This is a genomic window from Haloferula sp. A504 (genome assembly GCF_044385805.1).
Taxonomy (GTDB): domain Bacteria; phylum Verrucomicrobiota; class Verrucomicrobiia; order Verrucomicrobiales; family Akkermansiaceae; genus Haloferula.
In genome coordinates this window covers 87,855-113,102 of sequence record NZ_JBISBU010000002.1, presented here as the reverse complement: position 1 = coordinate 113,102, position 25,248 = coordinate 87,855, and the positions used below count along the sequence as shown (strand labels likewise).

General features: G+C 64.7%; 13 protein-coding genes. 10 read left to right on the top strand and 3 right to left on the bottom strand.

Features of this window, described 5'->3' with window-relative positions; all coding sequences use genetic code 11:
- The first annotated feature begins 195 nt into the window (after positions 1-195).
- The 3 genes from ACG2LG_RS01415 to ACG2LG_RS01405 all read left to right on the top strand — a co-directional run bounded on the left by ACG2LG_RS01415 (position 196) and on the right by ACG2LG_RS01405 (position 2,650).
- Positions 196-855 carry a hypothetical protein gene (locus ACG2LG_RS01415; RefSeq protein ID WP_396255682.1) on the top strand — a complete coding sequence of 220 codons (660 nt, stop codon included), beginning with the start codon at positions 196-198 and terminating at the stop codon, positions 853-855.
- Between the two features lie 26 nt (positions 856-881).
- Positions 882-1,694, top strand: a complete 813-nt coding sequence (locus ACG2LG_RS01410) for a tetratricopeptide repeat protein (protein ID WP_396255681.1) — start codon at positions 882-884, stop codon at positions 1,692-1,694.
- Positions 1,695-1,762: 68 nt separating this feature from the next.
- Positions 1,763-2,650, top strand: coding sequence for a metallophosphoesterase family protein (locus ACG2LG_RS01405; RefSeq protein ID WP_396255680.1), 888 nt, complete (start codon positions 1,763-1,765; stop codon positions 2,648-2,650).
- Between the two features lie 144 nt (positions 2,651-2,794).
- On the opposite strand, the gene ACG2LG_RS01400 is transcribed toward ACG2LG_RS01405, so the two are convergent.
- Positions 2,795-4,135 carry a sulfatase gene (locus tag ACG2LG_RS01400; protein WP_396255678.1) on the bottom strand — a complete coding sequence of 447 codons (1,341 nt, stop codon included), beginning with the start codon at positions 4,133-4,135 and terminating at the stop codon, positions 2,795-2,797.
- 199 nt (positions 4,136-4,334) lie between these two features.
- Here ACG2LG_RS01400 and ACG2LG_RS01395 point away from each other — a divergent pair, with 199 nt between their 5' ends.
- The 5 genes from ACG2LG_RS01395 (at position 4,335) to ACG2LG_RS01375 (ending at position 18,730) form a co-directional block, all read left to right on the top strand.
- Positions 4,335-13,619 (top strand): S8 family serine peptidase, encoded by a 9,285-nt coding sequence (locus ACG2LG_RS01395; protein ID WP_396255677.1) that lies wholly within the window; start codon positions 4,335-4,337, stop codon positions 13,617-13,619.
- A gap of 158 nt (positions 13,620-13,777) precedes the next feature.
- Complete coding sequence (locus tag ACG2LG_RS01390) at positions 13,778-14,722, top strand: iron dependent repressor, metal binding and dimerization domain protein (RefSeq protein ID WP_396255676.1); 945 nt, start codon at positions 13,778-13,780, stop codon at positions 14,720-14,722.
- Between the two features lie 65 nt (positions 14,723-14,787).
- Entirely contained in the window at positions 14,788-16,941 is a 2,154-nt protein-coding gene (gene feoB, locus ACG2LG_RS01385; RefSeq protein WP_396255883.1) for a ferrous iron transport protein B, read from the top strand.
- A gap of 116 nt (positions 16,942-17,057) precedes the next feature.
- Complete coding sequence (locus ACG2LG_RS01380) at positions 17,058-18,434, top strand: Gfo/Idh/MocA family oxidoreductase (RefSeq protein ID WP_396255674.1); 1,377 nt, start codon at positions 17,058-17,060, stop codon at positions 18,432-18,434.
- A gap of 122 nt (positions 18,435-18,556) precedes the next feature.
- Complete coding sequence (locus tag ACG2LG_RS01375; RefSeq protein ID WP_396255672.1) at positions 18,557-18,730, top strand: hypothetical protein; 174 nt, start codon at positions 18,557-18,559, stop codon at positions 18,728-18,730.
- Positions 18,731-18,846: 116 nt separating this feature from the next.
- Here ACG2LG_RS01375 and recG read toward each other — a convergent pair whose 3' ends face one another.
- Both recG and ACG2LG_RS01365 read right to left on the bottom strand, forming a co-directional pair.
- Positions 18,847-20,886 (bottom strand): ATP-dependent DNA helicase RecG, encoded by a 2,040-nt coding sequence (gene recG / locus ACG2LG_RS01370; RefSeq protein WP_396255671.1) that lies wholly within the window; start codon positions 20,884-20,886, stop codon positions 18,847-18,849.
- Between the two features lie 187 nt (positions 20,887-21,073).
- Positions 21,074-22,414: a hypothetical protein gene (locus ACG2LG_RS01365; protein ID WP_396255670.1), complete on the bottom strand. Its 1,341-nt coding sequence runs from the start codon at positions 22,412-22,414 to the stop codon at positions 21,074-21,076.
- 30 nt (positions 22,415-22,444) lie between these two features.
- Here ACG2LG_RS01365 and ACG2LG_RS01360 point away from each other — a divergent pair, with 30 nt between their 5' ends.
- Both ACG2LG_RS01360 and lepA read left to right on the top strand, forming a co-directional pair.
- A complete protein-coding gene (locus ACG2LG_RS01360; RefSeq protein ID WP_396255668.1) occupies positions 22,445-23,191 on the top strand; it encodes a hypothetical protein in 747 nt (248 codons plus the stop codon).
- Between the two features lie 167 nt (positions 23,192-23,358).
- Positions 23,359-25,158, top strand: coding sequence for a translation elongation factor 4 (lepA, locus tag ACG2LG_RS01355; RefSeq protein WP_396255667.1), 1,800 nt, complete (start codon positions 23,359-23,361; stop codon positions 25,156-25,158).
- Positions 25,159-25,248: the final 90 nt, after the last annotated feature.

Below are 25,248 nucleotides of genomic sequence, written 5' to 3'. Positions count from 1 at the left end.
GGCAGTGGCGAGGGAGTGGAGGCGCGGAGGGGCATTCCATTCGCTTGGGTGGATGCGCCGCCCACCCCCGGAAAACCCAAAAACCGGGGAGTGGGCGGCTTGTTCCGCGGAACAAAATGCATGCCTTCCAGGGGTGTCTCTGGCTCTATTACGGTGTCCGTGGAGCGGAAACGGCGACCCTGACTCCATGAGCTCATGGTCCGTCACTCCCCTGGCCCCGTGGGTGCCGGTGGGGGCGGGACGATCGCCAGGTTGTCGAATCTCGCGGTCGTGGCCCAGGTCTGGACTCCGACCAAGAGCGGTCCCGGATCCGCAACCGGTGCCCTGGACGACGTGCAGGTCTACGATGAGGCTCTTTCGACGGATGACGTTGCCTACCTCTACAGCAACCCCGGAAGTCCGCTCAGCTCGGTGACGTCTCCGCCGTTTGATGAATGGGCCACCACCAACATCACCAACATTGATGCCGGGGCCGACGCGACTTTTGACGGGAATCCGGACGGCGATCCTTTCGGAAACGGCCTCGAGTGGATTCTCGGTGGCGACCCTCTCGGCTTCGACTCCCTTGCCGACCTGCTCGGTTTCACCGGCGATTCCACTACCGGGCTGACCTTCACCTTCACCCGCGAAGATGACTCGGAAGGCGAGGCTGCCCTCGCAGTGGACTTCAGCAACGACCTGTTTGATACGGACAATCACACGTCCACCGTCCCGGCGGCCAGCGACACGGTCGGAGGGGTGACCTACACCATCGAGGAGAACGGCAGCGCGCCAGACGATATCACCGCGACCATCCCGGCGGGCAACGCCGTCGATGGCAGGTTGTTTGGTCGACTGAGGGGCACGCAGAATTGAAGCCGGGGGCCAGTTTGGAACCCACCATGCTCCGTCCCTGCCATTTCCTCGTCCTGCTTCTTGTGGCTTTGTGGCCCACATCTGTTTCGGGACACGGCAGCGTGCATGAGCGGCTTGCGGCGGTGGAGGAGGGGCTCGCGAAGTCGCCTCAGGACGTATCGCTTCTCCTCCAGCGCGCGCGCTTGCATCACGAGCACGGTGATCATGACAAGGCTCTGGAGGACCTGCATGCCGTCGGCAGAATCGACCCCGGTTGTGGTGATCGTTGGTTGCTCGAAGCCCGTATCCAGCTCGCCCTGGAGAAGCCGGAGTCCGCACTCGAGGCGATCGAACAGCTTCTCGTCAAGGAGCCGCAGTCGCTCGCCGGGCTCTCGTTGCGTGGACAGATCCTTGAGGCTCTCGGCCGGAATGCCGAGGCCATCAGGGATGCCCGGGAGGTGCTCAAGCAGGCTCCCGAACCCTCGCTGCGGGATCACCTTCGCCTCATCCAGTTGCTCGAAACCCATGGCGAAGCGGCGGATGTCGCGGCCGCCTTCTCCGCTGCCAGAGGAGCGGTCGGGGACTTTCCGGTATTGCTCCAGCGACAGGCGGTCTGGTTGGCGAAAGTCGGCGACCGTCCCGGTGCGGCGAGGCTCTATGCCGAGCTGCGCGACAAGGTGCCGGGACTGGCCTTCACAACATATGTCGACGAGGCGCGATTGTGGCTAGGACACGACGAAGTCCGCGCCCGCCACGCCATTGAAGAAGCGGAGCGTGCCTGGTCGTCCCTTTCGCCAGCCATCCGCATCCGTGAGGCGATGCGCACCAAGCATCGCGAGTTGCAGGAACTCACCGATTGAACCCAGCCATTCAACGAATACAGACCATGCCAGATTCCAGAAACAGCCCTGCCGATTCCCGATTTACGATGAGAACCCGTCGTTCATTTCTCAAGCAGACTGTCGCAGGTCTGGCAGGAGCCGGCATCGGCACCCGCCGGCTGGAGGCGGCAGCCGACGGAAGGGGCAAGGTCCGCTTGGCGTGGGTGCTTTCCGACGCCCACGCCGGGCGGGTCGAGGACGGGTTGGATGGTGCCGAATGGCTGGCCAAGGCGTGCCAGGACATGCAGGGCACTCCGGTCGACCACGCGTTCTTCCTCGGCGACCTGACCCAGAACGGCACCGAGGAGGAACTGAAGAGCTTCCTTGCCGCCCGCAAGGACAGCGGGGTCGGGGCGTGGCACGAGCTGGCCGGCAATCACGAGTATCATCGCGGCAAGGCCGAGGCCTACGACGAGCTGATCCGCAGCCGTGACCCCTACCGGGTGATCGACGGCAATGTCGCCTGGTTCATGCTCTCCGATGAGAAGCCCGGGGTCCCCGGCGATCTATCGAAGGAAACCTGCGACTGGCTGGAGGCGGAACTCGCCGCCCATGCGGACAAAACGGTGATCGTGTGTTCGCATCAACTCGTCCGGGATACGATCCACAAGTCGGACCATCCGCAACGCCACATCCGGCCGAGCGAGCGTCTGGCGGAGATCATTGGCAAGTCGAAGATCGATCTGTGGATGTGCGGCCACGAGCACCACAGCCCCTACAACAAGACCCGGATCGCGCGGAAGGACGGCACCACCTACATCAACATCGCCTCGGTGAGCCACGCCTACAACACCAAGGCGAGCCAGTCTTACGTTCTGGAGTTCACGGAAGGGTCCCGAGAGATCGTGGCCAGGCGCCGTCAGCACGACAGCGGCGAGTATCTCAAGGAATTCGAGGTCCGCGTGCCCCTGCGGCATCCGATCGAGATGGGTTGATGAACGGGTCGGCAGGGTGGATCGCCTGCCGGCTCCATCGGTTCCTTTTGCGCGACGGCCTGCGGGAGCCGTGGCCGGGTCTTCCAGGCCCGGGGCCACACCCATCGATTTGGGACAACGGGCCTGGAAGGCCCGGTCACGCACTCACTTCGCCGCCGCCTTCAGCTCGCGGAAGCGCTCCCTCATCTCCGTGAGCTGGTCGGCGTGCTGCGGATCGTCGGCGAGGTCGTTTTCCTCGCGCGGATCGGCCGTGAGGTTGAAGAGCTGTTCGAGGTCGGCCTCGGGCCAGTAGAAGTATTTCCAGTCCTTGCGGACCAGTGCCTCGGAGGCGGGGATGAAGTCGGCGTCGCGCAGGGTCGGGTGCTCGTAGAAGAACTCGTCGCGCCATTCGGGGGCCTTCTCCGCGAGGTAGAGCGGGGCGAGGTTTTTCCCCTGCATGCCCTTCGGCACCGGCAGGCCGACGGCGGCGAGGAAGGTCGGGGCGAGGTCGACGTTGAGGGTGAACGCGTCGTTCGTCGTGCCGTGCTTCGCTTTCGGCATGCGGGGGTCGCGGATGATGAGCGGCACGCGGATGCTTTCCTGGTGCGGGTACCACTTGTCGGCCAGCCCGTGCTCGGCGTGGTAGTAGCCGTTGTCGGTGGTGAAGACGACCAGCGTGTTGTCGAGCACGCCCTGCTTCTCAAGTTCGGCGATCACCTTGCCGCAGGTGGCGTCGACCTCGGTCGCGAGGCGGTAGTAGTTCTTCATCATCCGCTGGTATTTCTCCGGCGTGTCGAAGCGCCAATGCCAGCGGTTGCGGCCCTCGTTTTCCTCGTCGAAGAAATCCGGCAGGCGCTCCCACGATTCCTGCGTCGCGTTCGGCGGCACGGGAACGGTGACGTCCTGATAGAGTTTCATGCTCTGCGGCTGGGGGAGGAACTGATCCTTGTGGCCGTCCTCGGCATGGGTGGCGAAGAAGCAGACGTTGAGCAGGAAGGGCTTGTCCTTGGGGCGGGTGCGCAGGAACTCGAGCGCGTCCTCCTCGTTGCGCTGGGTCACGTGGACGCGGCGTCCGTCCTCGAGCTTGTACCAGTGCCTGCCGTGGTAGACGGTGGCGAAGTCGTAGGCGTTCTTGGGGAATGGCTTGTTGTGCCACTTGCCGACGTGGCCGATGTGGTAGCCGTTCTTCCGGAAGATGGCCGGGTAGGTCTCCTCCCACGGTGTCTTGAACATCGTGAAACCGCGGCATCCGTGGCGCGCCATCCACTGGCCGGTGTAGAGGCTGGCGCGGCTGACCCCGCAGATCGAGGTGGTCACGCAGTTCGAGGTGAAGCGGATCCCCTGGCCGGCGAGCCGGTCGAGGTGGGGCGTCCGGACGACGGGGTTGCCGGCGACGCCGAGCGTGTCGTGGCGCCAGTCGTCGGCAAAGAGCAGGACGACGTTCATCGGCTTCTCGGCGCGGAGTGGCGCGACGAAGATGAGAAGAAAGAGCAAGGTGCGGATCATGGGCTTGGGGTGGATCTTGGTGTGATGTCCGGGCATTGCCAAGAGGCTTCGGGCCTTTGTTGAGACGATGGAGCCTCCTGCTTGCTTTCACATCCGGTCCGAGGTAGGGCCCCCGTTGCACAGGAATTGGCAGGAAACGCGTAGGGTTCCGTGGTTGTCACCGTAGGGTCTTCCTTAATCTCCACCATTGCCGGAATCCATGAAAAGGAAGCTCCTCACTGCCGCCTCTGTAGTTCTCATATTGGGGCTGCTGGTCGGCCTGTTGATTCAACATCGAGTGGAGGTCGCCAACCTCGAGGCGACGTCACCGGCAGCTCTTCCCGTATCCGTGGAGAAGACGCGGATGAAAGCAGAGAATCCTGATCGAGCGGAGGATGTCGCCGGGTTGCGCAGGCAGCCCCTCCCGGACTCCGGCCCGACGGACGGGATGGTCCTCCCTCTCGTGGGCCACCCGCTGGCAGATGTCATTCGTGGGGAGATCGCGGTGGCTTGGAGGGATGTTGAAGGCAAGCCGTCGAGGCGACGGACCCGGATCGTTGAGGCCGACTTCAAGTATCCGATGCTCCGGCTCGAAGAGGAGGAAGTGATCGACCCTCAGAGTGGGGAACGAAGTGTCCGGTTGGTGAAGGCGTCGGTCGCCGATCACTTGATCGTTGAACCGGATCCGGGAGTGAACCAGGAGCGGTTTCAGGCAGTCCTCCGGGGTGCCGGGTTCGGGCTTCGTGATAAGTTGACGGATGGTCCGGTGATTCTTGAGGTTTCTGATTTCACCCGAATCGAGAGTCTGCCCGAGGCGCTTCTGGCCCTGGAGGCCCTCGAAGAGTTCATCGATTTCGCCGAACCGGACTACCTTGTCTTTCCCTGTCTCCAGCCGAACGATCCGCTCTTCGCTTCGGGCCAGTTGTGGGGCCTGAACAATCCGGGTTCAGAGGCTGGATCGGTGATTGATGCCGACATCGATGCACCTGAGGCATGGGACCTGCGCCACGATGCCTCCTCAGTGGTGGTCGCGGTGACGGACACCGGCATCCAGTATCATCATGAGGATCTGGCTCCCAACATGTGGACCGGTCCGGGGGGCGTGTATGGCTTCGATGCCTATGATGACGATGACGACCCGATGGACTTCGGGGGGCACGGGACGCACTGCGCCGGAACGATTGGAGCCCGCGGCAACAATGGCATCGGAAGCGCCGGTGTCGCATGGAACATCCAACTGATGGCGCTTCGCTTCCTCGGGCAAGGTGGAGGCACCACGTCGGATGCGATCCGCGTGGTCAACTATGCCCGGCTCAACGGCGCGGACATCATCAGTGCGAGCTGGGGGGGCGGTGGCTACAGCCAGTCCCTCGCCAACGCGATCGAGGCCTGCGGCGAAGCCGGCATCCCCTTCGTCGCGGCCGCCGGCAACAGCGCTTCAGACAACGATTCCCGGCCGCACTATCCGTCGAGCTACGACCTGACGAACGTGGTGGCGGTCGCTTCTACGACCGCCTACGACGAGTTGTCCCACTTCTCCTGTTTCGGGCGCTACTCGGTCGACCTTGCCGCTCCCGGAAGCGGGATCTGGTCATCCTACATCGGATCCGACAGTAGCTACCGGAGCCTGAACGGCACATCCATGGCCACACCGCACGTGGCGGGTGCCCTGGCCCTGGCGAAGGCCCACTTTCCCGGTGAGGGCGTCGAGGAACTCATCAACCGGCTCTATTCGTCGGTCGATTCCGTGCCGGTTCTCGATGGAAAGGTGGCCACCGGCGGGCGCCTCAATCTTCATCGTCTGCTCGGCGCATCGAGCAGCAGTGCCACCTTCGATGCCTTCGACGGAGCCTATCGATTCGACGGCGGCTTCGGCTACTGGAGCGGCAGCAATGGAGGCGCGACCCGGGAACCCGGCGAGGATGACTTTTCCCTGCCCGGCACCGGGGACCGCAGCCTGTGGTTCGCCTGGACGGCGCCCGCCGAGGGGTTTGTCGGTTTCGAGGCCGAGGCGGACCGTGGCTCGCTGCGCTTGGTCGCATTCGAAGGGGCGGAAAAGGAGGGCCTTGAGGTGCGCGGGGACTCGGGGTCCGATGCCAGCCGCCAAAGCATCCGTTTCCATACTGAGCAAGGAGTCGAGTATCGCTTCCTGGTGGACAGCAGTGATCCTGCCGGGCAGCGCCTGAAGGTGTCGCTCCGGTTGATGCCGGGCAACGACAACGTGCTTGGAGCGATCCGCCTGAGTGGCGATGCGTTCGCGACGGAGGGCACCAACCGGGGAGCCACCGCCGAACCGTTCGAGGTGGCCTCTCCGCACGCCGGCGTGGGCCAGGGAATGTCGGTTTGGTGGGTCTGGAACGCTCCCGCGACCAGCGACTTCGTCATCAGCACGCTGGGCAGCGCGTTCGATTCCGTTCTGGCCGTCTACGAGGGCGATCCCGCCTCGGGTTTGACCGAGATCGCCTCCAATGACGACCGGAGTCCCTTCGACTGGACCAGCCAGGTGGAGTTCGAGGCGGTCGGGGGGACGGACTACTACATCGCGGTGGACAGCTATCGCAGTGACGCTGCGGGCCCGATCGTGCTCAACGGTTTCGGGTTGGGGACGCTTTCCATCACCCGCCAGCCGCAGGATGCCGAAGCCGAGCTGGGTGAACGGGTGGTCTTCAACGTGGTGGCTCTGGCAGGGGGCGATGTCCGCTACCAATGGTTGCTGGACGACGAGCCGGTGCCTGGCGGGAATTCCGGAACACTGGTGATCGATCCGGTGGGCAACGACGACTTCGGCACCTATGAGGTCGTGGTCAGCAACCAGGTTGCTGAAATCCGAAGCGAACCGGCGGAATTGCGGGAGATCCTGACCCCGCCGGTGTTCGAGCGGACCTCGGGAAACCAAGCGGTGCTGGTCGGGGATCCCGTGCGGCTCTCGACGGTGGTTTCCGGATCCCTGCCGATTTCGTTTTCATGGGAGAAGGATGGGTCGCCGCTGGCCGGCGAAGGTTCGCCGGGTTTTTCCATCTCCTCGGCGGAACTTGGAGATGCCGGAGTCTACCGCTGCACGGCGGTCAATGCGGCGGGCAGCGCCTCGACCGACATGAGGGTCTCGGTGGTCGAGTCGCCGCTCGATGGGTGGGAGTGGCGGCGCGAGGGCTTCCGGAACGACTCGATCACCGACATCCGCGAATTCGACGGCAGGCTCTACGCGGTGTCCGGCGAGAAGATCCTGGTGTCCGACGACGCGGTCAACTGGCAGCCGTGGTTGCTGCCGGTCGGGTTCCGCGGAACGAGCCTCGCCAGGCTGGGCGGCGTCTGGTTCTGCAGTGGCACGGTGGGTGGCGAGGCGAAGATGACGACCTCGAGCGACGGGGTTGTCTGGACGGCACCGCAGGACACGACGGGAGTGACCCGCTACTACGTCTCCGATCCGGCGGCCCTGCGACAGATGGTCGCCTTCGATGGCAAGCTCTATGGGTGGGCGCGGGACGGTGTCCAATACGGAGCAGGATACGGGCTCGGCTGGGTGGTTGAATCGACGGATGGCATCCATTGGTCGCGGATCATGCTGCCCACCGGCTTCGAGCTGAGGACCGCCACGCGCATGACGGTCGGGCCCGACCGTTTGCTGGTCTGCATGTGGGAGCAGACCTGCCTGCTTGCTTCTTCCGGTAGTTGGGTGGTGACCGATATCCCGGATGTGGGCTCCTCCGACCTGTCCAACGGCTGTTTTCTCGGTGGCCAGTACTACGTGAGCGACACCCGGTTTGTCTGGCAGAGCCCCGACGGTATCAACTGGAGTGAGTTTCCCTTCGAGGAGCGGCCCCCGGCGAGTTGGTGGCCCTTGAATACGATGACCTTCGGGCTTCCCGGTGGTGTGCTTCAGCTGCAGATCGATTCCCAGGGCTACGGCTGGGGTCCTGCACTGGATGATATCGAAACGGGTGTGCTCCTGCCCGAAGGTGACCGGAATTTCACCGCCGGGATCGTCTTCGGAGACCAGGTGGTTTACGGAACGCGAAATGGAGAGATCCATCGGGTGGGCCACCCCAGGGAGCTTGCGACCTCCACCGGCAGTACGAGGCCGCTGGTCAGTCTTGCCTTCCTGAACGGCGAGTTCATCGCGACCGGTGTCGATGACCTTGTCAGGAACGACGATGAAGTGCCGGTGCTGATTTCGGGCGACGGCGTGACATGGCGCGAACGGAGTTCGCTTGGAGTCAACCCCTTCCGCCCCACTGCTTTTCTGGATGGCCGTTACTTTGCGTTCGGCAAAGGCTCCGATTCGCCGATCCGCGGCTGGTCGCCGGTGCATTTCCGGGAAGACCACCCCGACGGGGATCTGCCCGAGGTCATCGTATCGACGGGCTCCTCGACCGGAGGAACGCTGGTGTTGGGCCAGTCTGGAGCAGGGGCGGATTACGGCTTTTATCAGGTCACGGATTCTCCGTGGTCGGTGGCCGAACTGACGACCGGCCCGTTCCCGACCAACGTCGGGGCCTATTCGAAGCTTCATCGTTTTGGAAATCACTGGTTTGTCGCGGGAGGATCGTCGAGTTGGTATCAGGTGGACTTCGCCCGATCCGAGGACGGCGTGAATTGGACGGAAGTTTCCGGCGCAAAGGCCCAGAAGCTCTGCGTGAAGGACGGCACGCTTTACGCCATCGACATGTATGGCTCCCTCGGCACAGGCCTTGAGGTCTCAAGCAGCATCGACGGGGCCAACTGGAGCGCCCTGCCGGTATTGCTGCCGCTGACGCTGGAAGGCCTGAGCGGTTCCTGGTATGTGAAGGACGCCGAGGTGTTCGGGGATGCCATCTTCATCCTGCTCAGCAACAACTGGGGCACCAAAACGCACCTCCTTTTTTCCGGAGACGGGGCCGGTTGGTACGTGGCCCGCACTCCGGGCATGCTCATCGACATTGCGACCGGGGCCGATCAACTGGTGGGCCTCACCTCGGACGGCGGGATCGTGCAGGCCGGGTCCCAGCATCCGGGCACTTCGGCTCCCGATGTGCGGATCAGCTACCCTCCCGACCGCAGCATTCACCTCCAGGGGAGCACGGTGAAGGTGAGTGGTCGGGCGGTCGATCCGGAGGGCTCGGCCCTGCAGGTGGAGTGTCTGGTGGACGGGGTTTCCATCGGGAGTGCTTCGGAAGGGGATTATCTTTTCAAGTTCCCGGTCCACCTGAGCGAAGGCCATGTCGTGGTGGTGCGGGCCGTGGATGAGCATGGGCTGTGGGGTTCGGACGAGATTTCGGTGAGCGCTACCGAGCCCGAGTTGCCGAATCAGATGACTGGCGGCACTCCGTCCCCAGTGGTTGCACTCACCGAGTTCGGTGGGGTTGCCTACGCGGCGACGGAAAATCAAGTGACCCGGTCGGTCGATGGCAGGACCTGGACCGAGATCGAGATCCCATCGACCGGTCGTGGGATTCACGGCATGGCGGCCAACGACCGGGCGCTTGTGGTGCAGTTTGAAGGGGGGGCGCTGGCGGTCACGCGCGATGGAGCCGGCTGGACGCAGTTCCAGAACTGGCAGTTCGGCACCATTTCGACCCCGATCCACGATTCGAATGGATGGTTGATCAGTTCCAATTCAGGCGGCGACTCCAGTGCCCGTGCGCAGGCCTTCGCTTCGTCCGACGGGTCCGTGTGGCAGGTGGGTGTTGCCAATGGCAAATCCAGCCTCAGCTCAATGGTAGTCACGGCGGAGGGCCATTGGGTCGGGCTCCGGAACGGCCGCACGGTCGAGTACTCGGTGGATGGTGGGAACAACTGGTTCCCCGGCGACGGAATCGAGACCGGAGTCGCTCATGAGATCGCCATCGAGGCTTCCCCGGAGCGATGCCTGGCTGCCCTGAAGGACGGGCGCGTGTTCAGTTCCTTGGACGGCGGGCTCACGTGGAGCGAGGCAGGGAGCATTCCTCCAATACCGGACGAGTGGGTCAACGCCTACACGCCACTCGCACTCCGCCACGAATCCGGAAGGTTCTACCTCGGTGCGAGGGGCGAGTGGCTCTACACTTCGGAAGACGGCGTTTCGTGGACGCCCTTGGCCGGAGAGCCGGTGCTGGTGGGCCGCATCATTCAGTTTGCGGGGCAGTTCCTCGCGGCAGGCTACGCCGAACCATTGTGGAGCCGGGATGGGATCCGTTGGTGGAAGAGCATCGGGGCCTCGTATGTCATGCCCGAGACGCTTACCTCGATCGGGAGCATCGTGCTGGCCGCCGACCCCCAGGGCGGGATTTGGCGCTCATCCAGGGGAATCGTCTGGACGACCGCGATCGAGGCGGCACCGCTGGTGGTGGATCCGGTCCAGCGCACTTTGGGAGCGCCGGTCATCGAGTTTCGCAATCTGCTGCTTGCGGGAGCCGAGGGCAACGTGCCGACCTTCAGCCGGGACGGTGGAGTGACGTGGCACGCGGCGAATCTCTCCGGACGCGCCTTCGACGCACGGAAGAATCACACCATTTCCCAAGGCAACGGCTTTGTGATCATGCTTTCCCGCTCATCCGCGTATGGAGCGCCCAGTGAGGTCTCGCGTTCGACTGACGGGATCAACTGGCAGCTCATTCCGGAGTTGAACACGGCCGGCATCGCCGATGTGGCCTGCGATGCCTGGGAGGCGGTGGCGGTGGCAGGCGATGGGACGATCTGGAGCTCGCCCAATCGTGGCGTCAGTTGGTCGACCGCCACGGTCGAGGGACTTTCTGCGGGGTCGAAAGCCCTTTGGTGGGAAGGACGGCCGGTGGTGTGTGGGCAGGACACCACTGGAGGGTCCAGTCATCCCGTGTGTTCGATTCGTGGTGTGGACGGTGCGTGGGGCGCGATCGAGGCGATTGGAAGCGAGACGGAGTATTACAGGGCGTTCGATGTGCTGGCAACCGATCGAGGACTGCTTGCGTGCTTTGGAAACGGCAAGCTGTTTCGTCGCTCGGAGATTGAGCCGACGTGGAGCCTTGCGGCGACCGTGCCCATTCCATGGTATCTTCAGAACCAGCCGCTCTATCTGGATTACGAAGCAGGTCGCTACTGGATCTGGCGCGATGGATTGTCCGTCGATTGGCGGCTTTTCACCTCGCTCGATTCCGATTCGTGGGAGGAAATCTCGGGGAATGCTCCTGCGGCCAACGTGGCAAGGGCGGGCGACGGCTACGTTGCCCACGGCAATTCTTCCGTGGGCCTGGTCTACAGTCTCGACGGTGTCGTGTGGCAGCCAGCGGTGATTGGCGGCGAAGGAGGTCCCTTGCGATACATCAGTCCGACCACGGCCGAGCACTTCACTTCCACCGACGGAGTGCTCTGGAGGCCGGCGCCGAGCGACCCGCCGGAAGTGGATGTCGTGATGGCGATGATTGAACACGACGGAAACTTTTTTGCTGCCGGCCGTGGCGGCATCCTGATCGGCGAGGCCGAGGGTCTTCCTGATTGGACGCAGGTGGACTTCGGCATCGCCGGGCTCGACGCGGATGATTGGGTGCACCGTCTCGAGTCGGATGGCACCTCCCTCTTCGCGGCCGTGAATTATGTGCAGTCGGGTTACCTGAATACCTACGCGGTGTTCCGCAGTGCGGATGGCCGCTCATGGGAAGAGGTTGCGGCTCTTGCAGACGAGGCGATCGTGGATCTGGCGACCGATGGAACGACGTGGCTGGCAGTCGGCGAAACCGGCCTGCTCCATCAATCGATCGATGGGGGAGTGGAGTGGGCGCTGGTTCCGGGGTCGCCGCTGGTCGCCGGGAGGGGCATCACGCGCTTCGCGGACCGTTGGATCGTCTTCGGCCAAGCCGCGGATCCCACGCTCGGGACGGTGTTCAGTTCCGCCGACGTGGAGAATTGGCTGAGCGCGGGCGTTGGCGGCGAGTTGAACCCGATTCCCGGCTCCTCATTGCCCAGGGATCCCTACTACCGGGTGGCGCACGGGAGATTGATCATTGGCACGGATTCCTGGGAGGCCCCGCTCTACTCCAGCGACGGGCTTCAATGGCAATCCCTGGGTGAAGGGTGGATCGGCTCGACCTCAAGTGATCGCTACAACGATGTGGTCGGAGTGGCGGGCGGCTACATGGCGTTTGCGAGCAGCCCCTCGTTCAACCAGAACGACGGGACATGGTTCCTACCGCATGACGGGCTGGAATGGTATAGGATCGAGCCGCTGCAGCCCGACTTCATCAATGCGGAACGGGTCGGCGGACGCCTCTTCCTCATCGGAAGGAACTGGATCAGGGAATGGCCCGAGGTGGATCTCGCCCTCGAGGTGGATCCGCTGGGTGGAATCCCGGCAATCGTGGGCACGGTGGTTCCGGTCGTCCTGCACGTTTCGAACCGGGGGGATGTCACCCAGTCCGCGGTCGAGACCGAGGTCGCCGGATGGTTGAGCACCGACCGCTTTTTCGGTGACGGCAACGACAGGGCGGTGGGGAGGTCCCGAGTCGTCCTGCCGGAGCTGCCCCCCGGCGGCTCGGCCACGATCACGACGGCGTTTCGCCTGCCGCGGCGAATACCCGTGGGAGAGAGCCGCTTGGTCGTGCAACTGGATCCCGACCGCGCCCTCCGCGAGACCACCCGCTCGAACAACATCTGGGTCGGCGAGGTTCCCGATGTTTCGGTCGCGGGCTTCGAGCTTCGATTGGAGGTTTTCGGCGAAGGATCCGTCGACCGGGACTTTGCCGAGCGTGTCTATCCGGCCGGAGCCACCGTCTCACTCGCTGCCAACTCGGGCAAGGGTGCCACTTTCGCCGGGTGGGGTGGCGATGCGCTCGGACAGGAAAGTCAGATCACGGTGCTGATGGATTCGAACAAATCGGTGGAGGCCCATTTCGAGGCTCGTGCCGGCCTGCAGGTGCTGGTCCGCGGTGCCGGGTCGGTGTCCGGCGTGCCGGATTCCGGCAGCTATCCTCTGGGCGAGACCGCGTCACTCTCCGCAACCGCGGTTCCGGGCTGGACCTTCGCCGGATGGTCGGGCGCTTCGACGGAAACCACCCCTGCCACGACCATCCTGATGGATGGCCCGAAGGTCGTGACAGCGACCTTCATGCTCCCGCTTGAAGCTTGGCGGGCCGAGCATTTCCCCGGGGAACCCCTGTCGGTGTCGGGTGACAACGAGGATCCCGACCGTGACGGGGTGAGGAACTGGGAAGAGTATTTGCGTGGATCGGATCCCCACGATCCGGACTCGACCGGAGTCTTGGGAAGCGGGATGGGAGGAGGCTACTTTTTCTTCAGATACACCCGTTTGTCCCAGCCCGAGTCAGGGATGGATTTGGTCTGTCGCGCCAGCGAGGACCTGTCCGATTGGGATCATCCAGGGCTTGAGCAGCGCGTGCTTTCGTCCGAGGAGGGGATCGACACGATGGAGGCAAGGATTCCGGTGCTGGGCAGGCCCCGCGGCTTCATCCGCCTTGAGCCCCAACGCGCCGGGGAGAGTGTTGGCCTGGAGGTTGAAACGGTCGGGTCACCGGGCTCTCAGGATCAGGGAGCGATCCGATCGGCGCAATCGCCACCCTGACGGTCACGCCGACTCCGGCTTCGTCGTTTATCGGCTTATTGGCGCGGAGAACATGGCCGGGGCGATCGGGCTTTCGTACGGCGTCTCTCTGGCCAAGGTCCGGGCTTTGGCCAAGGTCCGTGCTTTGAATTCTGACGAAGAGGAGTCATGGTTTCACCGTGAGTTCCGATCGATTGCCGGAACACGTCGACAAGCGTGAAGAGGATGTGCTCAAGCACCTCCTCGATTGTGAAGAGGGTGGGGTGGTGGCGAGCGTCGACAGCGTCGCCGGCGCCCTCGACCTGCGTCGCCCACGGGCGGCGAAGACGCTCGCGTCGCTTGCCGCGAGCGGGCTGGCCGGGCCGCGCGGTGACGGCTGGACGCTTTCGGCGGAAGGCCGCAAGGCGGCCGTGGAGGTGGTGCGTCGCCACCGCCTGATGGAGACGTGGCTGGCGCGTGAAACCGGCGTGCCGGCCAAGGACTGGCACCGGGCTGCTCACGTCGCCGAGCACCGGCTCGGGACGGCCGAGACCGACGAGCTGGCCGACCGCCTGGGCAATCCGCGCTTTGATCCCCACGGCGACCCGATCCCGACCCGTGAGGGCGAGCTGCCCGGGGCGCAGCGGGTTTCCCTGGCCGAGTGGGCCGAGGGCGGCGAGGCCGTGATCGAGCACCTTGAGGACGAACCCCAGTCGCTCTACCGGGAAATGGTCCGAATCGGCCTGCACCCCGGGATGGTCCTCAGCGGGATCACCCGGCGGCCGGATGGGTCGATGGAGATGGTGGGCGAAGGACGGAAGCTCGAGGTGCCGGGCAGCTGGACCGGGCTGATCCATCTGGCGGAGCTTGCCGACGAGCAGCGCGCCGATGCGGCGATCCGTCGCTTGAGCGACCTGCCGGTCGGTGCGGCGTGCCGGGTGGTCGGGCTTTCGCCGGCCTGTGTCGGCGCGGAGCGGCGCCGGCTGCTCGACCTCGGCATCGTGCCGGGCACGGGGATTCGCTGCGAGTTTGCCAGTCCCTTCGGCTCGCCGCGTTCCTACCTCATCCGCGGCTCCATGGTCGGGCTGCGACGCGAGCAGGCCGAGCGGGTGCTGGTCCTGCCGGGGAAAGGAGGCGGGTCGTGAGCGGCCCGCCGACTTCGCACGAGCCGGGCGAGGCCTGCGTCCGCTGTCCGTCGCGATTCGGCACGATGCAGAAGCTGGGGCTGAAGGTCGGCGACTCGGATTTCGTGGTCGCCCTGGCCGGCAATCCGAACACCGGCAAGACGACCGTGTTCAATGCCCTGACCGGACTGCGGATGCACACCGGCAACTGGCCCGGCAAGACGATTGCCCGCGCCGAGGGGGCGTTTTCCTACCAGGAGAAGCGCTACAAGCTGGTCGACCTTCCCGGCACCTACTCGCTGATGTCGGCCTCGCCGGACGAGGAGGTGGCCCGCGGTTTTCTGCTCTTCGGCCGGCCGGATGTGACGCTGGTGGTGGTCGATGCGACCTGCCTCGAGCGCAACCTCAACCTGACCCTCCAGATCCTGCAAATCACCCGCCGCACGGTGGTCTGCCTGAACCTGATGGACGAGGCGCGCGCCCACGGGATCGAGATCGATGCGCGCACGCTGGCCCGTGACCTGGGGGTCCCGGTGGTGCCGTGCGCGGCGCGCTCGGGCGAGGGAATCCCGGAACTCATCCGGGAGCTTGCGACCGTCGCGGCCATGCCCGACGAGCCACCGCCGCGGCGGCTGCCGCTCGACCTGCCCCGGCTGCGCGGCGCGATCGATCAGGTGGAGGAGGGTCTCGCGCGGGCCTTTCCGGCCCTGCCCCAGACCGGCTGGGTCGCGCTGCGGCTGCTCGAAGGCGATCGCCAGATCATCGAGGCTGTCCGCAGCGGGGAGTTGGCCGAACTCGCCCCGGTGGACCCCGGGGCGGCCCCGCCCGGGGAGGTGCTGGAGCCCGTGCTGGCGAAGGCCGCGGAACTCCGCTGGCAACTTCCCCAGAACCTGCACGACCAACTGACGGAGTCGGTCTATGCGGAGGCGGCGCGGATTTCGGGCCGCAGCGTGACGCGTGAGGGCGAGTCCCGGCGCCTGGTCTGGCAGCAGCGGGTGGATCAGCTGCTCACCCATCCGGTGTTCGGTTTCCTCACGATGGTGCTGGTCCTGGGAGCGGTGCTGTGGATCACCATCACCGGCGCGAATTACCCATCCAAGCTGCTTTCCGGTCTGTTGGTCGAAGCGGGTCACCCGGCCCTGCGCGGGCTGCTCGAGTCGATCGGCTCGCCGTGGTGGCTCACCGGACTGCTGGCCGACGGCATGTATCTGGCCACGGCCTGGGTGATCAGCGTGATGCTGCCGCCGATGGCGATTTTCTTCCCGCTCTTCACCCTGCTGGAGGACTTCGGATTCCTGCCGCGGGTCGCCTTCAACCTCGATCGCCTGTTCCAGAAGGTCGGCGCCCACGGCAAGCAGGCCCTGACGATGGCGATGGGTCTCGGTTGCAATGCCGCCGGCGTGGTGGCCACGCGGGTCATCGACTCGCCGCGCGAGCGCCTGATCGCGATTCTCACCAACAACTTCTCGCTGTGCAACGGCCGCTGGCCGACACAGATCCTGCTCGCGACCATCTTCCTTGGCGCGGCGGTGCCGGCCGCCTGGTCGGGCACCGTGGCCGCCGGCTCGGTGCTGCTGGTCGCGCTGCTTGGCTTCGGCTTCACCTTCGCAACCTCGTGGCTGCTGGCGCGCACGATGCTGCGCGGCGAGGCGACCTCGTTTTCCCTCGAGTTGCCGCCCTACCGTCCGCCGGCCTTCCTCCGCACCCTCTACACCTCGCTCATCGATCGCACCCTGATCGTCTTGTGGCGGGCCGTGGTGTTCGCCCTGCCCGCCGGTGCCGTGATTTGGCTGGTGTCGAACATTCCCGCCGGGGATGCGAGCTTGGCCGAATGGGCCATCGGGGCGCTCGACCCTCTGGCCTGGTGGATGGGGCTCACCGGCGTCATTGTGCTGGCCTACATCGTCGCGATTCCAGCCAACGAGATCGTGATCCCGACGGTGCTCATGCTCACCGTGCTGGTCACCGGTCAGCACGGCCTGGGCGAGGGATCGGGCGTGATGTTCGAGGCCGGGGAGAACGCCACCCGCGGCATCCTCGAAGCGGGTGGCTGGACCCTGCTGACCGCGGTCTGCCTGATGCTTTTTTCACTCTGCCACAACCCCTGCTCGACGACGCTCTACACGATCTACCGGGAGACGAAGTCATGGAAGTGGACGGTGGTTGCCGCCTTCATGCCGCTGGTCATCGGGGTGGTCCTGTGTGCCGCGGTCGCCGCCGTCTGGCGGTGGCTGGGGTGAGGAACCGGGAGCCTCCGGGACCGGTCGGGGACGGGGTGCCGCCGGCCGCTTCGCCGGGACGATGAATGATCGAATCGGGGCTGGTCGTAGAAATCGGCCGAACCTAGCATTTCACCATGAAGCAACCGACCACCGCCTCCCGCCGCGATTTCCTCAAGCGTTCCGCCGCCTTCGGCGCGTTCACCATTGTTCCGGCCTCCGTGGTCATGGGCACCCGCTCGCGCGCGGCGACGGTTTCGCCCAATGAAAAGGTCCGGCTCGCGGCGATCGGGATCGGCAACCAAGGTGGGGGCGACCTCAAGAACATGGTCGCCTCCGGCCACTGCGAGGTGGTCGCGCTGTGCGACGTGGACCTCAAGGGCGGGCACACCCAGGGTTCCCAGAAGGCGCATCCGCAGGCGAAGAAGTACACCGACTTCCGCAAGATGTTCGACGAGATGGCCGACGATATCGACGCGGTGATGATCGCCACGCCGGACCATGCCCACTTCTGCATGGCGATGCTGGCGATGTCGCTGGGCAAGCACGTCTTCGTCGAGAAGCCCCTGGCCCACACCTTCGGCCAGTGCGCCCGCCTGATCGCGATGGCGGAAAAGAGCGGCGTGGTGACCCAGATGGGGAATCAGGGCCACTCGGGCGCCAACTATTTCCAGTTCGACGCGTGGACGAAGGCCGGGATCATCAAGGACGTCACCAAGATCCATGCCTACATGAACAAGCCGCGCCGTTGGCACGGCTGGGGGGCGACGGTGAGCGAGTATCCGGAGGATCCGATGCCCGAGGGCATGGACTGGCCGGTGTGGTGCGGTCCGGCGCCGGTGCATCCCTTCAGCAAGCGGCTGCACCCGCAGGAGTGGCGCAGCTGGTTCGATTACGGGTCCGGCGCCTTTGGCGACTGGGGTCCGCACATTCTCGACACCGCCCACCGTTTCCTGAAGCTCGGCCTGCCGACCTCGATCACGGCGGTCAAGCGCGAGGGGCCGAACGACCTGGTCTTCCCCCAGGCCTCGACCATCAACTTCGCGTTCCCCGAGCGCGGCGACATGCCGGCCTGCGACGTGACCTGGTTCGACGGCAAGGGCAACCAACCGCCGGTGCCCGAGGAACTCGGCGAGGTGAAGCTCGGCGCGCCCGGCAAGATCATCTACGGCAAGGACCTCACCTTCCAGGGAGGCAGCCACGCCTCGACCCTGCAGATCCTGCCACGCGAGAAGTTCATGGAGATGCGCGGCGAACTGCCCAAGGTGAACGCCAAGGCCTCGAGCCACTACGCCAACTTCATCCTCGCCTGCAAAGGGGAGGAAGAGGCCCGCTCACCCTTCAAGGTCTCCGGCGAGCTGTGCCAGGTCTTCAACCTCGGAATCATCGCCCAGCGACTGGGTGGTGAGCTGACCTTCGACCCGAAGACGAACACCATCGTCGGCAACGACGCGGCCCAGGCTCTCCTCGACCCCGCCCCGCGGAAAGGCTGGGAGGAGTTCTACAAGCTCTGATCCGGCCCCGGCGGTCAGGGTTCCATGCCGGGTTTCTTCTCGACTTGACCCCGGGATGCGGAGCGCCTATCTCCCGCTCCCCAGACGCCATGGCCAGAAACCGCAAGTACTCCAAAACCAACATGACCCGCCCGACCAAGGCACCGGGTCCCAAGCGCCGCCGCCAACTCGAGCACCGGCGGCGTCTCATCGCCCTCGGCGTCTCCGAAGAGGAGGTCTCCAAGATGAACCCGAAGGAGATCCGCGACCTCCTCAAGCGCCCGGCGAAGGTGCAGAAGGAGTTCGCCGGCGAATAGGGGATTTCCCCTGCTTTTCCCGACGCCCGCTTCCGCGAGGAGGCGGGCGTTCTTGTGGTCCGTACAGGGCGCACCGACTTGGAGGGTCGGGAATCCGTTCTACCCGGTGAAGACAACTATGACGTCGGTGCGGGCTTTTCCTCGTCCGAGATCCAACTCCGCAGCGCCGAGTGCGGGCCGTCGAGTTTCGGGTCTTCCCCGATGACCTGGTCGGCGAGGGCGCGGGCTTCGCGGAGCAGGGCGGTGTCGGCGAGGAAATCCGGGAAGCGGAAGTCGCCGAGGCCGCTCTGCAGGGTGCCCAGCACGTCGCCGGGCCCGCGCAGCCGCAGGTCCTCCTCGGCGATGACGAAGCCGTCGGAGGTCTTTTCCATGACCTGCAGCTTCTCCATGGCGTCGGGTGATTTGCCGTCGGTGAGGAGAATGCAGTAGCTCTTGTGCTCACCTCGTCCGATCCGGCCCCGGAGTTGGTGGAGCTGCGCGAGGCCGAAGCGCTCGGCGTGGTGGATGATCATGAGGTTGGCATTCGGCACGTCGACGCCGACCTCGATCACGGTGGTCGCCACCAGCGCATCGATCTCATGGTCGCGGAAGCGGCGCATCACGCTTTCCTTCTCCTCGGCGTCGATCTTGCCGTGGAGCAGGCCGACTTCGAATTTTGTTAGGCGCTTGAGCCACTTCTCATGGGCGGCGGTGGCGGACTCGGCCTTCAGCTTGGTGCTTTCCTCGACCAGTGGATAGACGAGGTAGGCCTGGCGGCCTTCTTCGAGCTGGGTTTTGACGAACTTGTTGAGGTCGCTCTGCCTCGGCTTCACCCGCAGGGCGGTGACCATTTTTCCGCGGCCGGCGGGCCGTTCATCGAGAATGGAGACATCGAGGTCGCCGTAAATGGTCATGGTCAGCGTCCGCGGGATCGGCGTGGCGGTCATGACCAGCACGTCGGGGCGGGTACCCCGGTCGATGAGTCGACCGCGCTGCATCACGCCGAACTTGTGCTGCTCGTCGATGACGATCAGCCCGAGGTCGGAGAACAGCGCCTCATCATAGAGCAGCGCATGGGTGCCGATGATGATCTGGGCGTCGCCCTCGAGCTCGACGTGCGTGCTCTCCTGCCGGTCGGCGGTGCGCAGGGCGACGCGAACCCCCAGCGGCTCCAGCCATTGGCGGAAGGTGAGGAAGTGCTGCTCGGCGAGGATCTGGGTCGGCGCCATCAGCGCGGCCTGGGCTCCGGAGTCCACCGCCAGAAGCATGGATGCCATGGCGACGAAGGTTTTTCCCGAGCCGACGTCGCCCTGCAGCAGCCGGTTCATCGGGCGCGGCTGGCGCATGTCGGCGACGACCTCCTTGATCGAGCGCTTCTGGGCGCCGGTCAGGTCGAAGGGCAGGCTTTCATAAAATGCGGTGAGCAACTCGGTCTTCCTCCCGAGCACCCTCCCGCTGCAGTCGTGGATGCGGCGACGCCGCCAGACGACGTTGAGTTGCACGGCGAAGAACTCCTCGAGGGCGAAGCGACGGCGGGCCGCCTCGGCCTGTTCCATGGCCTCGGGGAAGTGGGCCTCGCGGCAGGCCTCATGTCGCGGGTAGGTCGGATCGACGTCGAAGGCGGTGGCCAGCGTGGCGGGATCGACGGCGTCGAGTGTCGAGTACTGGATCTCCCGTAGTCTCCGCTGGGCGATGCCGGAGACGTTGCGGTAGACCGGCACGATGCGCTCGAGGTGGATGGACGGGCCGGCATCGTCCTTGATGACCTCGAAATCGGGGTGGTCGATGACGATGCGCCCCTGGAATTCCTTCGGCTTGCCGTGGAGGATGATCTCCTGGCCGGCGGCGAGCACCTTCGAAAGGAAGGGCATGTTGAACCAGCGGCAGGTCAGGGTGGCGGGTCCGACCCCCGAGCCGGAGGCGTCGGCGACGACGGCCTCGTAGAAACGCACCCGCGGGCCGAAGCGGTTGCGGGTGTCGATGACCGTGCCGCGGATGCAGACCGGCGCGCCGCCGGCTTCGGCGGGGAAGGAGTCGAACCGCCGCCGGTCCTCGTAGCGGCGCGGCAGGTGGTCGAGGAGCTGCCTCGCGGTCCTGAGTCCCGCCGAGGCCAGCGCGAGCACTTCCTTGGGGGCAAGGAAGTCGACGCGGGCGAGGTCCGAATCGGCCGGAATCACTTGAGCAGTGAAGAGGGTATCCGGGCGAAGACCAAGTGCGGAGGTGAGAAGGAGCGCGCGACGCTGTCGCGCATGGTGTGTTCATCGTGTCTGCATTTGCCAATCAGCGATTGTCACATCTTGCGGATCGGGAAAGGGAACGCTGAGTCTTCAGCTTGGGCGATGCGCGACAGCGTCGCGCGCTCCTTCAGTCTGCGATCACCTCGATGGTATCTTTCGCTGTCAGGTCGATCGCAATCCGGTTGCCCGGATCCTTCACAACCTTTCCACGCAGGCGCAGGCGTTTGCCTACAAGATCTCTCAGCTCTTTCTCGGTGAAGACTTTGAGCTTGGTCTTGTATCGACCACAGATGGCGTTGGGTCCTCTCAAGGATCCCAGCTCGAGGTAGATCGTGTCGCCACTCCTGCTGGCCCGGACCTGCCGGAGTTGACCTTCGACATGATCCACTTCGCCGAGCTTGTTGTGGAGTGCCTTCCCCCGGGCGACAAGACGCTTGTCTTCCGTTGGATCGACGGCGGGCGCGGGATTCGGATTGGCGGCGGCGTTGGCGGCTTCTCTCTCCGCCATCAGCTCGGCGACCCGGGCCGAGGCGCGTTCGACATCGGTCATCTGCGCCTCCTCGGTGGCCGCCGCCATCGGTGGCGCGGCCGGGTCGCGGTGACGATAGGCCTGCCAGAAGATGAATCCAATCGCGAGAACGGTCAGCGACGCGGCGATGATCCAAGGCCACCAGTTGGTGGAACTCGTGGACCGCAGCGCCGGTGCCGATGCCTGGGCAGGGATGGTGGCGTCGGGTGGCGAGATCGGGGAGGAATTCTGAACGACTCCACTGGATGCGTTTTCAAGGGCCGCAGGGCCATAATGAAGGGCATAGCGTGCCTGCTCGAGACTCCATTGGTCAGGATCCTTTCGCAGTGCCCGGATCCAGCCCCCGAGGCCATCACCCGAGCCATCGGAGAGCATTCGGCGGCTCCAGCCGGTCACTTCTTCGCAAAGCCGGAGCAGCGAGCGCAGACCCTTGCGCGATTCATCCTCACCGAGCCAGCGCAGTGGTGAGATCCGGAAAGTGACCTGACGGTTCTCATCGTTGCCGTTCAGCAGGATGGAGCTGGTCGCCGTTTCGATCCAGACGCACTCTTCCTGGAATGCCTCGGAAAGGACCTGGCAGGTTTCCAGAGCGAGATCGATCAGTGCCTTGGCCGAGTGAGGGCTCAGGGGTTTGTCCTGCAGCCGGTGGGCCAGCGGGCGGCCACCGAGCCATTCGGTTACCAGAAAGGGCATGCCATCCACCGGGTCGGTGCCGCCGTCGAGCACGTTGCGCAGTGCCGGGTGCGAAACCCCCATCAGGCGGCGCACGGCGATCTCGTAGGCGGACCGTTCTTCATCAACGAGCCCACCGCCATTGGCCCCGAATGGAAAGAACCGGCGCAGCACCACCTCGGTGCCGGTTTCTCGGTCTTCTGCGTGAAAGGCGACGCCGTCCGCATCCTGAGTCAGGATGTCGAGGATCTCATAGCGGTCGCTCACGGCCCAAACGGGTATCAAATTCTTCGGGTGATGCGCAACCTTCCGCGTGAGCCGGGGTTCTCCTGCCTGAACCTGTTCCAATCTGCCATGAAGATCATTCCCATTCTACTGCTCTCCGCCCTCCTGATCCCGCCTGCCTTTGCCCAGAAGCCCGGGAAAGGCCGCAAGCCCAACCACCGCGCTGCCTGGAATCAACGCGATGCCGGCGAAAGGGGTGCGATGAGGGAGGAACAACTCCTCGACCATCTGGACACCCACAAGTGGAAGAAGGATCCCGAGGCGACCGACAAGCGCCCGTCCAATCTCGTCGAGTACCACAACCACACCTACAAGCGCATCGTCCGGCTTCTCCACCACGGTTCGATCACCGAGGAGAATGGACAGATCTTCAAGGTGAAGCACACCACCATCACCCAGAACGGCAAGCAGATGCGTGCCGACGGCGAGCTCACCGAAGAGGAAAGGGCCGAACTGCGTGGCGCTCTCGACGATCTGAACGACGAGATCAATGCCGCTCTCGAAGAGTCGGAGAAGGCCAGCCAGCGGACGCCGATCCTCAACCACGCCCAGCACCGGTTCGAGGAGAAGATCGAATTCGGCGAGCGCTCCGGTCGGCTCTCGTCCGGCGAGGCCAGCCGACTGAAGCGCGATCTGGCCAAGCTCAATGCGCTTGAGGAAAAGGCCAAGGCCGGCGGGCTCAGCACCCGCGAGCGCGAGAAGCTCTTTGAGGAAGCCGCCGAATTGGCGAGGGAGCTCAATGAGGAGCTGCGCGACTGATTTCCACGACCTTTGTTCCCCACGACCGCCGGCGCGATGCGCCCGGCGGTCGTTTTGTATCCGCAGGTCCGCCCGCCCGGAATCCGCGAGTCCCTTTCTTTTTCCGTGCGTTCGGTGTATTCCGTGGTTCTCATCCGCCGCGCCCTCCCGGGGCGCTCCGACCACCCATGGCCACCGAGCTCACACGCAATTTTTCGATCATCGCGCACATTGACCACGGCAAGACGACCCTGTCGGACCGCCTGCTCGAGTTCACGCAGACGATCACCGATCGCCAGAAGCAGGATCAGCTTCTCGATGCGATGGATCTCGAGCGCGAAAAAGGGATCACCATCAAGAGCCATCCGGTGGCGATGAAGTACAAGGCGAAGGACGGGAAAACCTACAGCCTGAACCTGCTCGACACCCCGGGACACGTCGACTTCTCCTACGAGGTCGCCCGCTCGCTCGCCGCCTGCGAGGGCGCGATCCTGATGATCGACGCCGCGCAGGGCGTCGAGGCGCAGACGCTCGCCAATCTCCATCTCGCGATGGACCAGAACCTGGTCATCATCCCGGTGCTCAACAAGATCGACCTGCCGGCGGCGGACATCGACAAGTGCAAGCACCAGCTCGAGGACATCCTCGCCATTCCGGCGGAGGATGCCATTCCGGCCTCGGCCAAGAACGGCATCGGCATCGAGGACATCCTCGAGGCGGTGGTCGAGCGCGTGCCGCCGCCGAAGAAGATGGAGGACGAACTGCTGCGCGCCTCGGTCTTCGACTCGATCTACGATGCCTTCCGCGGCGTCATCTCGTACGTCCGGGTGTTCAGCGGCGAGATCCACAAGCGGCAGAAGATCAAGCTCTTCGCCGCCGGCAAGACCTACGAGGTCAAGGAGTGCGGCGTCTTCACCCCGAAGATGGAGCAGCGCGACAAGCTGATCGCCGGCGACGTCGGCTACCTCATCGCCAACATGAAGTCGGCCGACGAGGCGAAGATCGGCGACACCGTGACCGACGCCACCCACTCGGCGCCGAAGCCGCTGCCGGGCTACAAGGAGATCCAGCCGATGGTCTTTTCGGGCATCTACCCGGTCGACAGCTCCGACTACGAAGGATTGAAGATGGCGATGGGCAAGCTGCAGATCAACGACGCGGCCTTCACCTTCATGCAGGAAAGCTCGACCGCCCTCGGCTTCGGCTTCCGCTGCGGCTTCCTCGGCCTGCTGCACATGGAGATCATCCAGGAGCGCCTGCGGCGGGAGTTCAACATGGACGTGATCTCGACCTACCCGTCGGTGATCTACAAGGTGACCAAGACGGATGGCCAGGAGATGATCGTCGACAACCCGTCGTTCCTTCCCGAGCAGCAGGAGATCGAGGAAATCCGCGAGCCGATGGTGAGGGTCTTCATCATGGTCCCGGGCGACTACATCGGCGACGTGATGGCGCTGGTGATGGAAAAGCGCGGCGAGTTGACCCACACCGAGACGATGGACGAGACGCGGGTCATGCTCACCTGCGAGCTGCCGCTTTCCGAGATCCTGGTCGATTTCAACGACCGCCTGAAGTCGATGACCCGCGGCTATGGCTCGATGGACTACGAGCACGCCGGATACCGCGCGGCGAAGATGGTCAAGATGGACATGCTCATCGCCGGCGAGCCGGTGGAGGCGTTTTCGACCATCGTCCACCGCGAAAAGGCCGAGAGCTACGGGCGGTCGCTCGCGGTGCGGCTCAAGGATGTGATTCCGCAGCAGCTCTTCGTGGTGGCGATCCAGGCCTGCATCGGCGGCAAGATCATCGCCTCCGAGCGCATCTCGGCGATGCGCAAGAACGTCACCGCCAAGTGCTACGGTGGCGACATCACCCGAAAGCGCAAGCTGCTGGAGAAGCAGAAGAAGGGGAAGGAGAAGATGAAGCAGTTCGGCAAGGTCAGCATCCCGCAGGAGGCGTTCATCAAGGTCTTGAAATCAGGGGACTGATTTCAAGACCTGGCCCCGCGTTCGCGGGGTCCCGCCGGGGCGGGATGCTGAAGTCAGGGGACTGAGGGTGGCGCGGACTTCAGTCCGCAT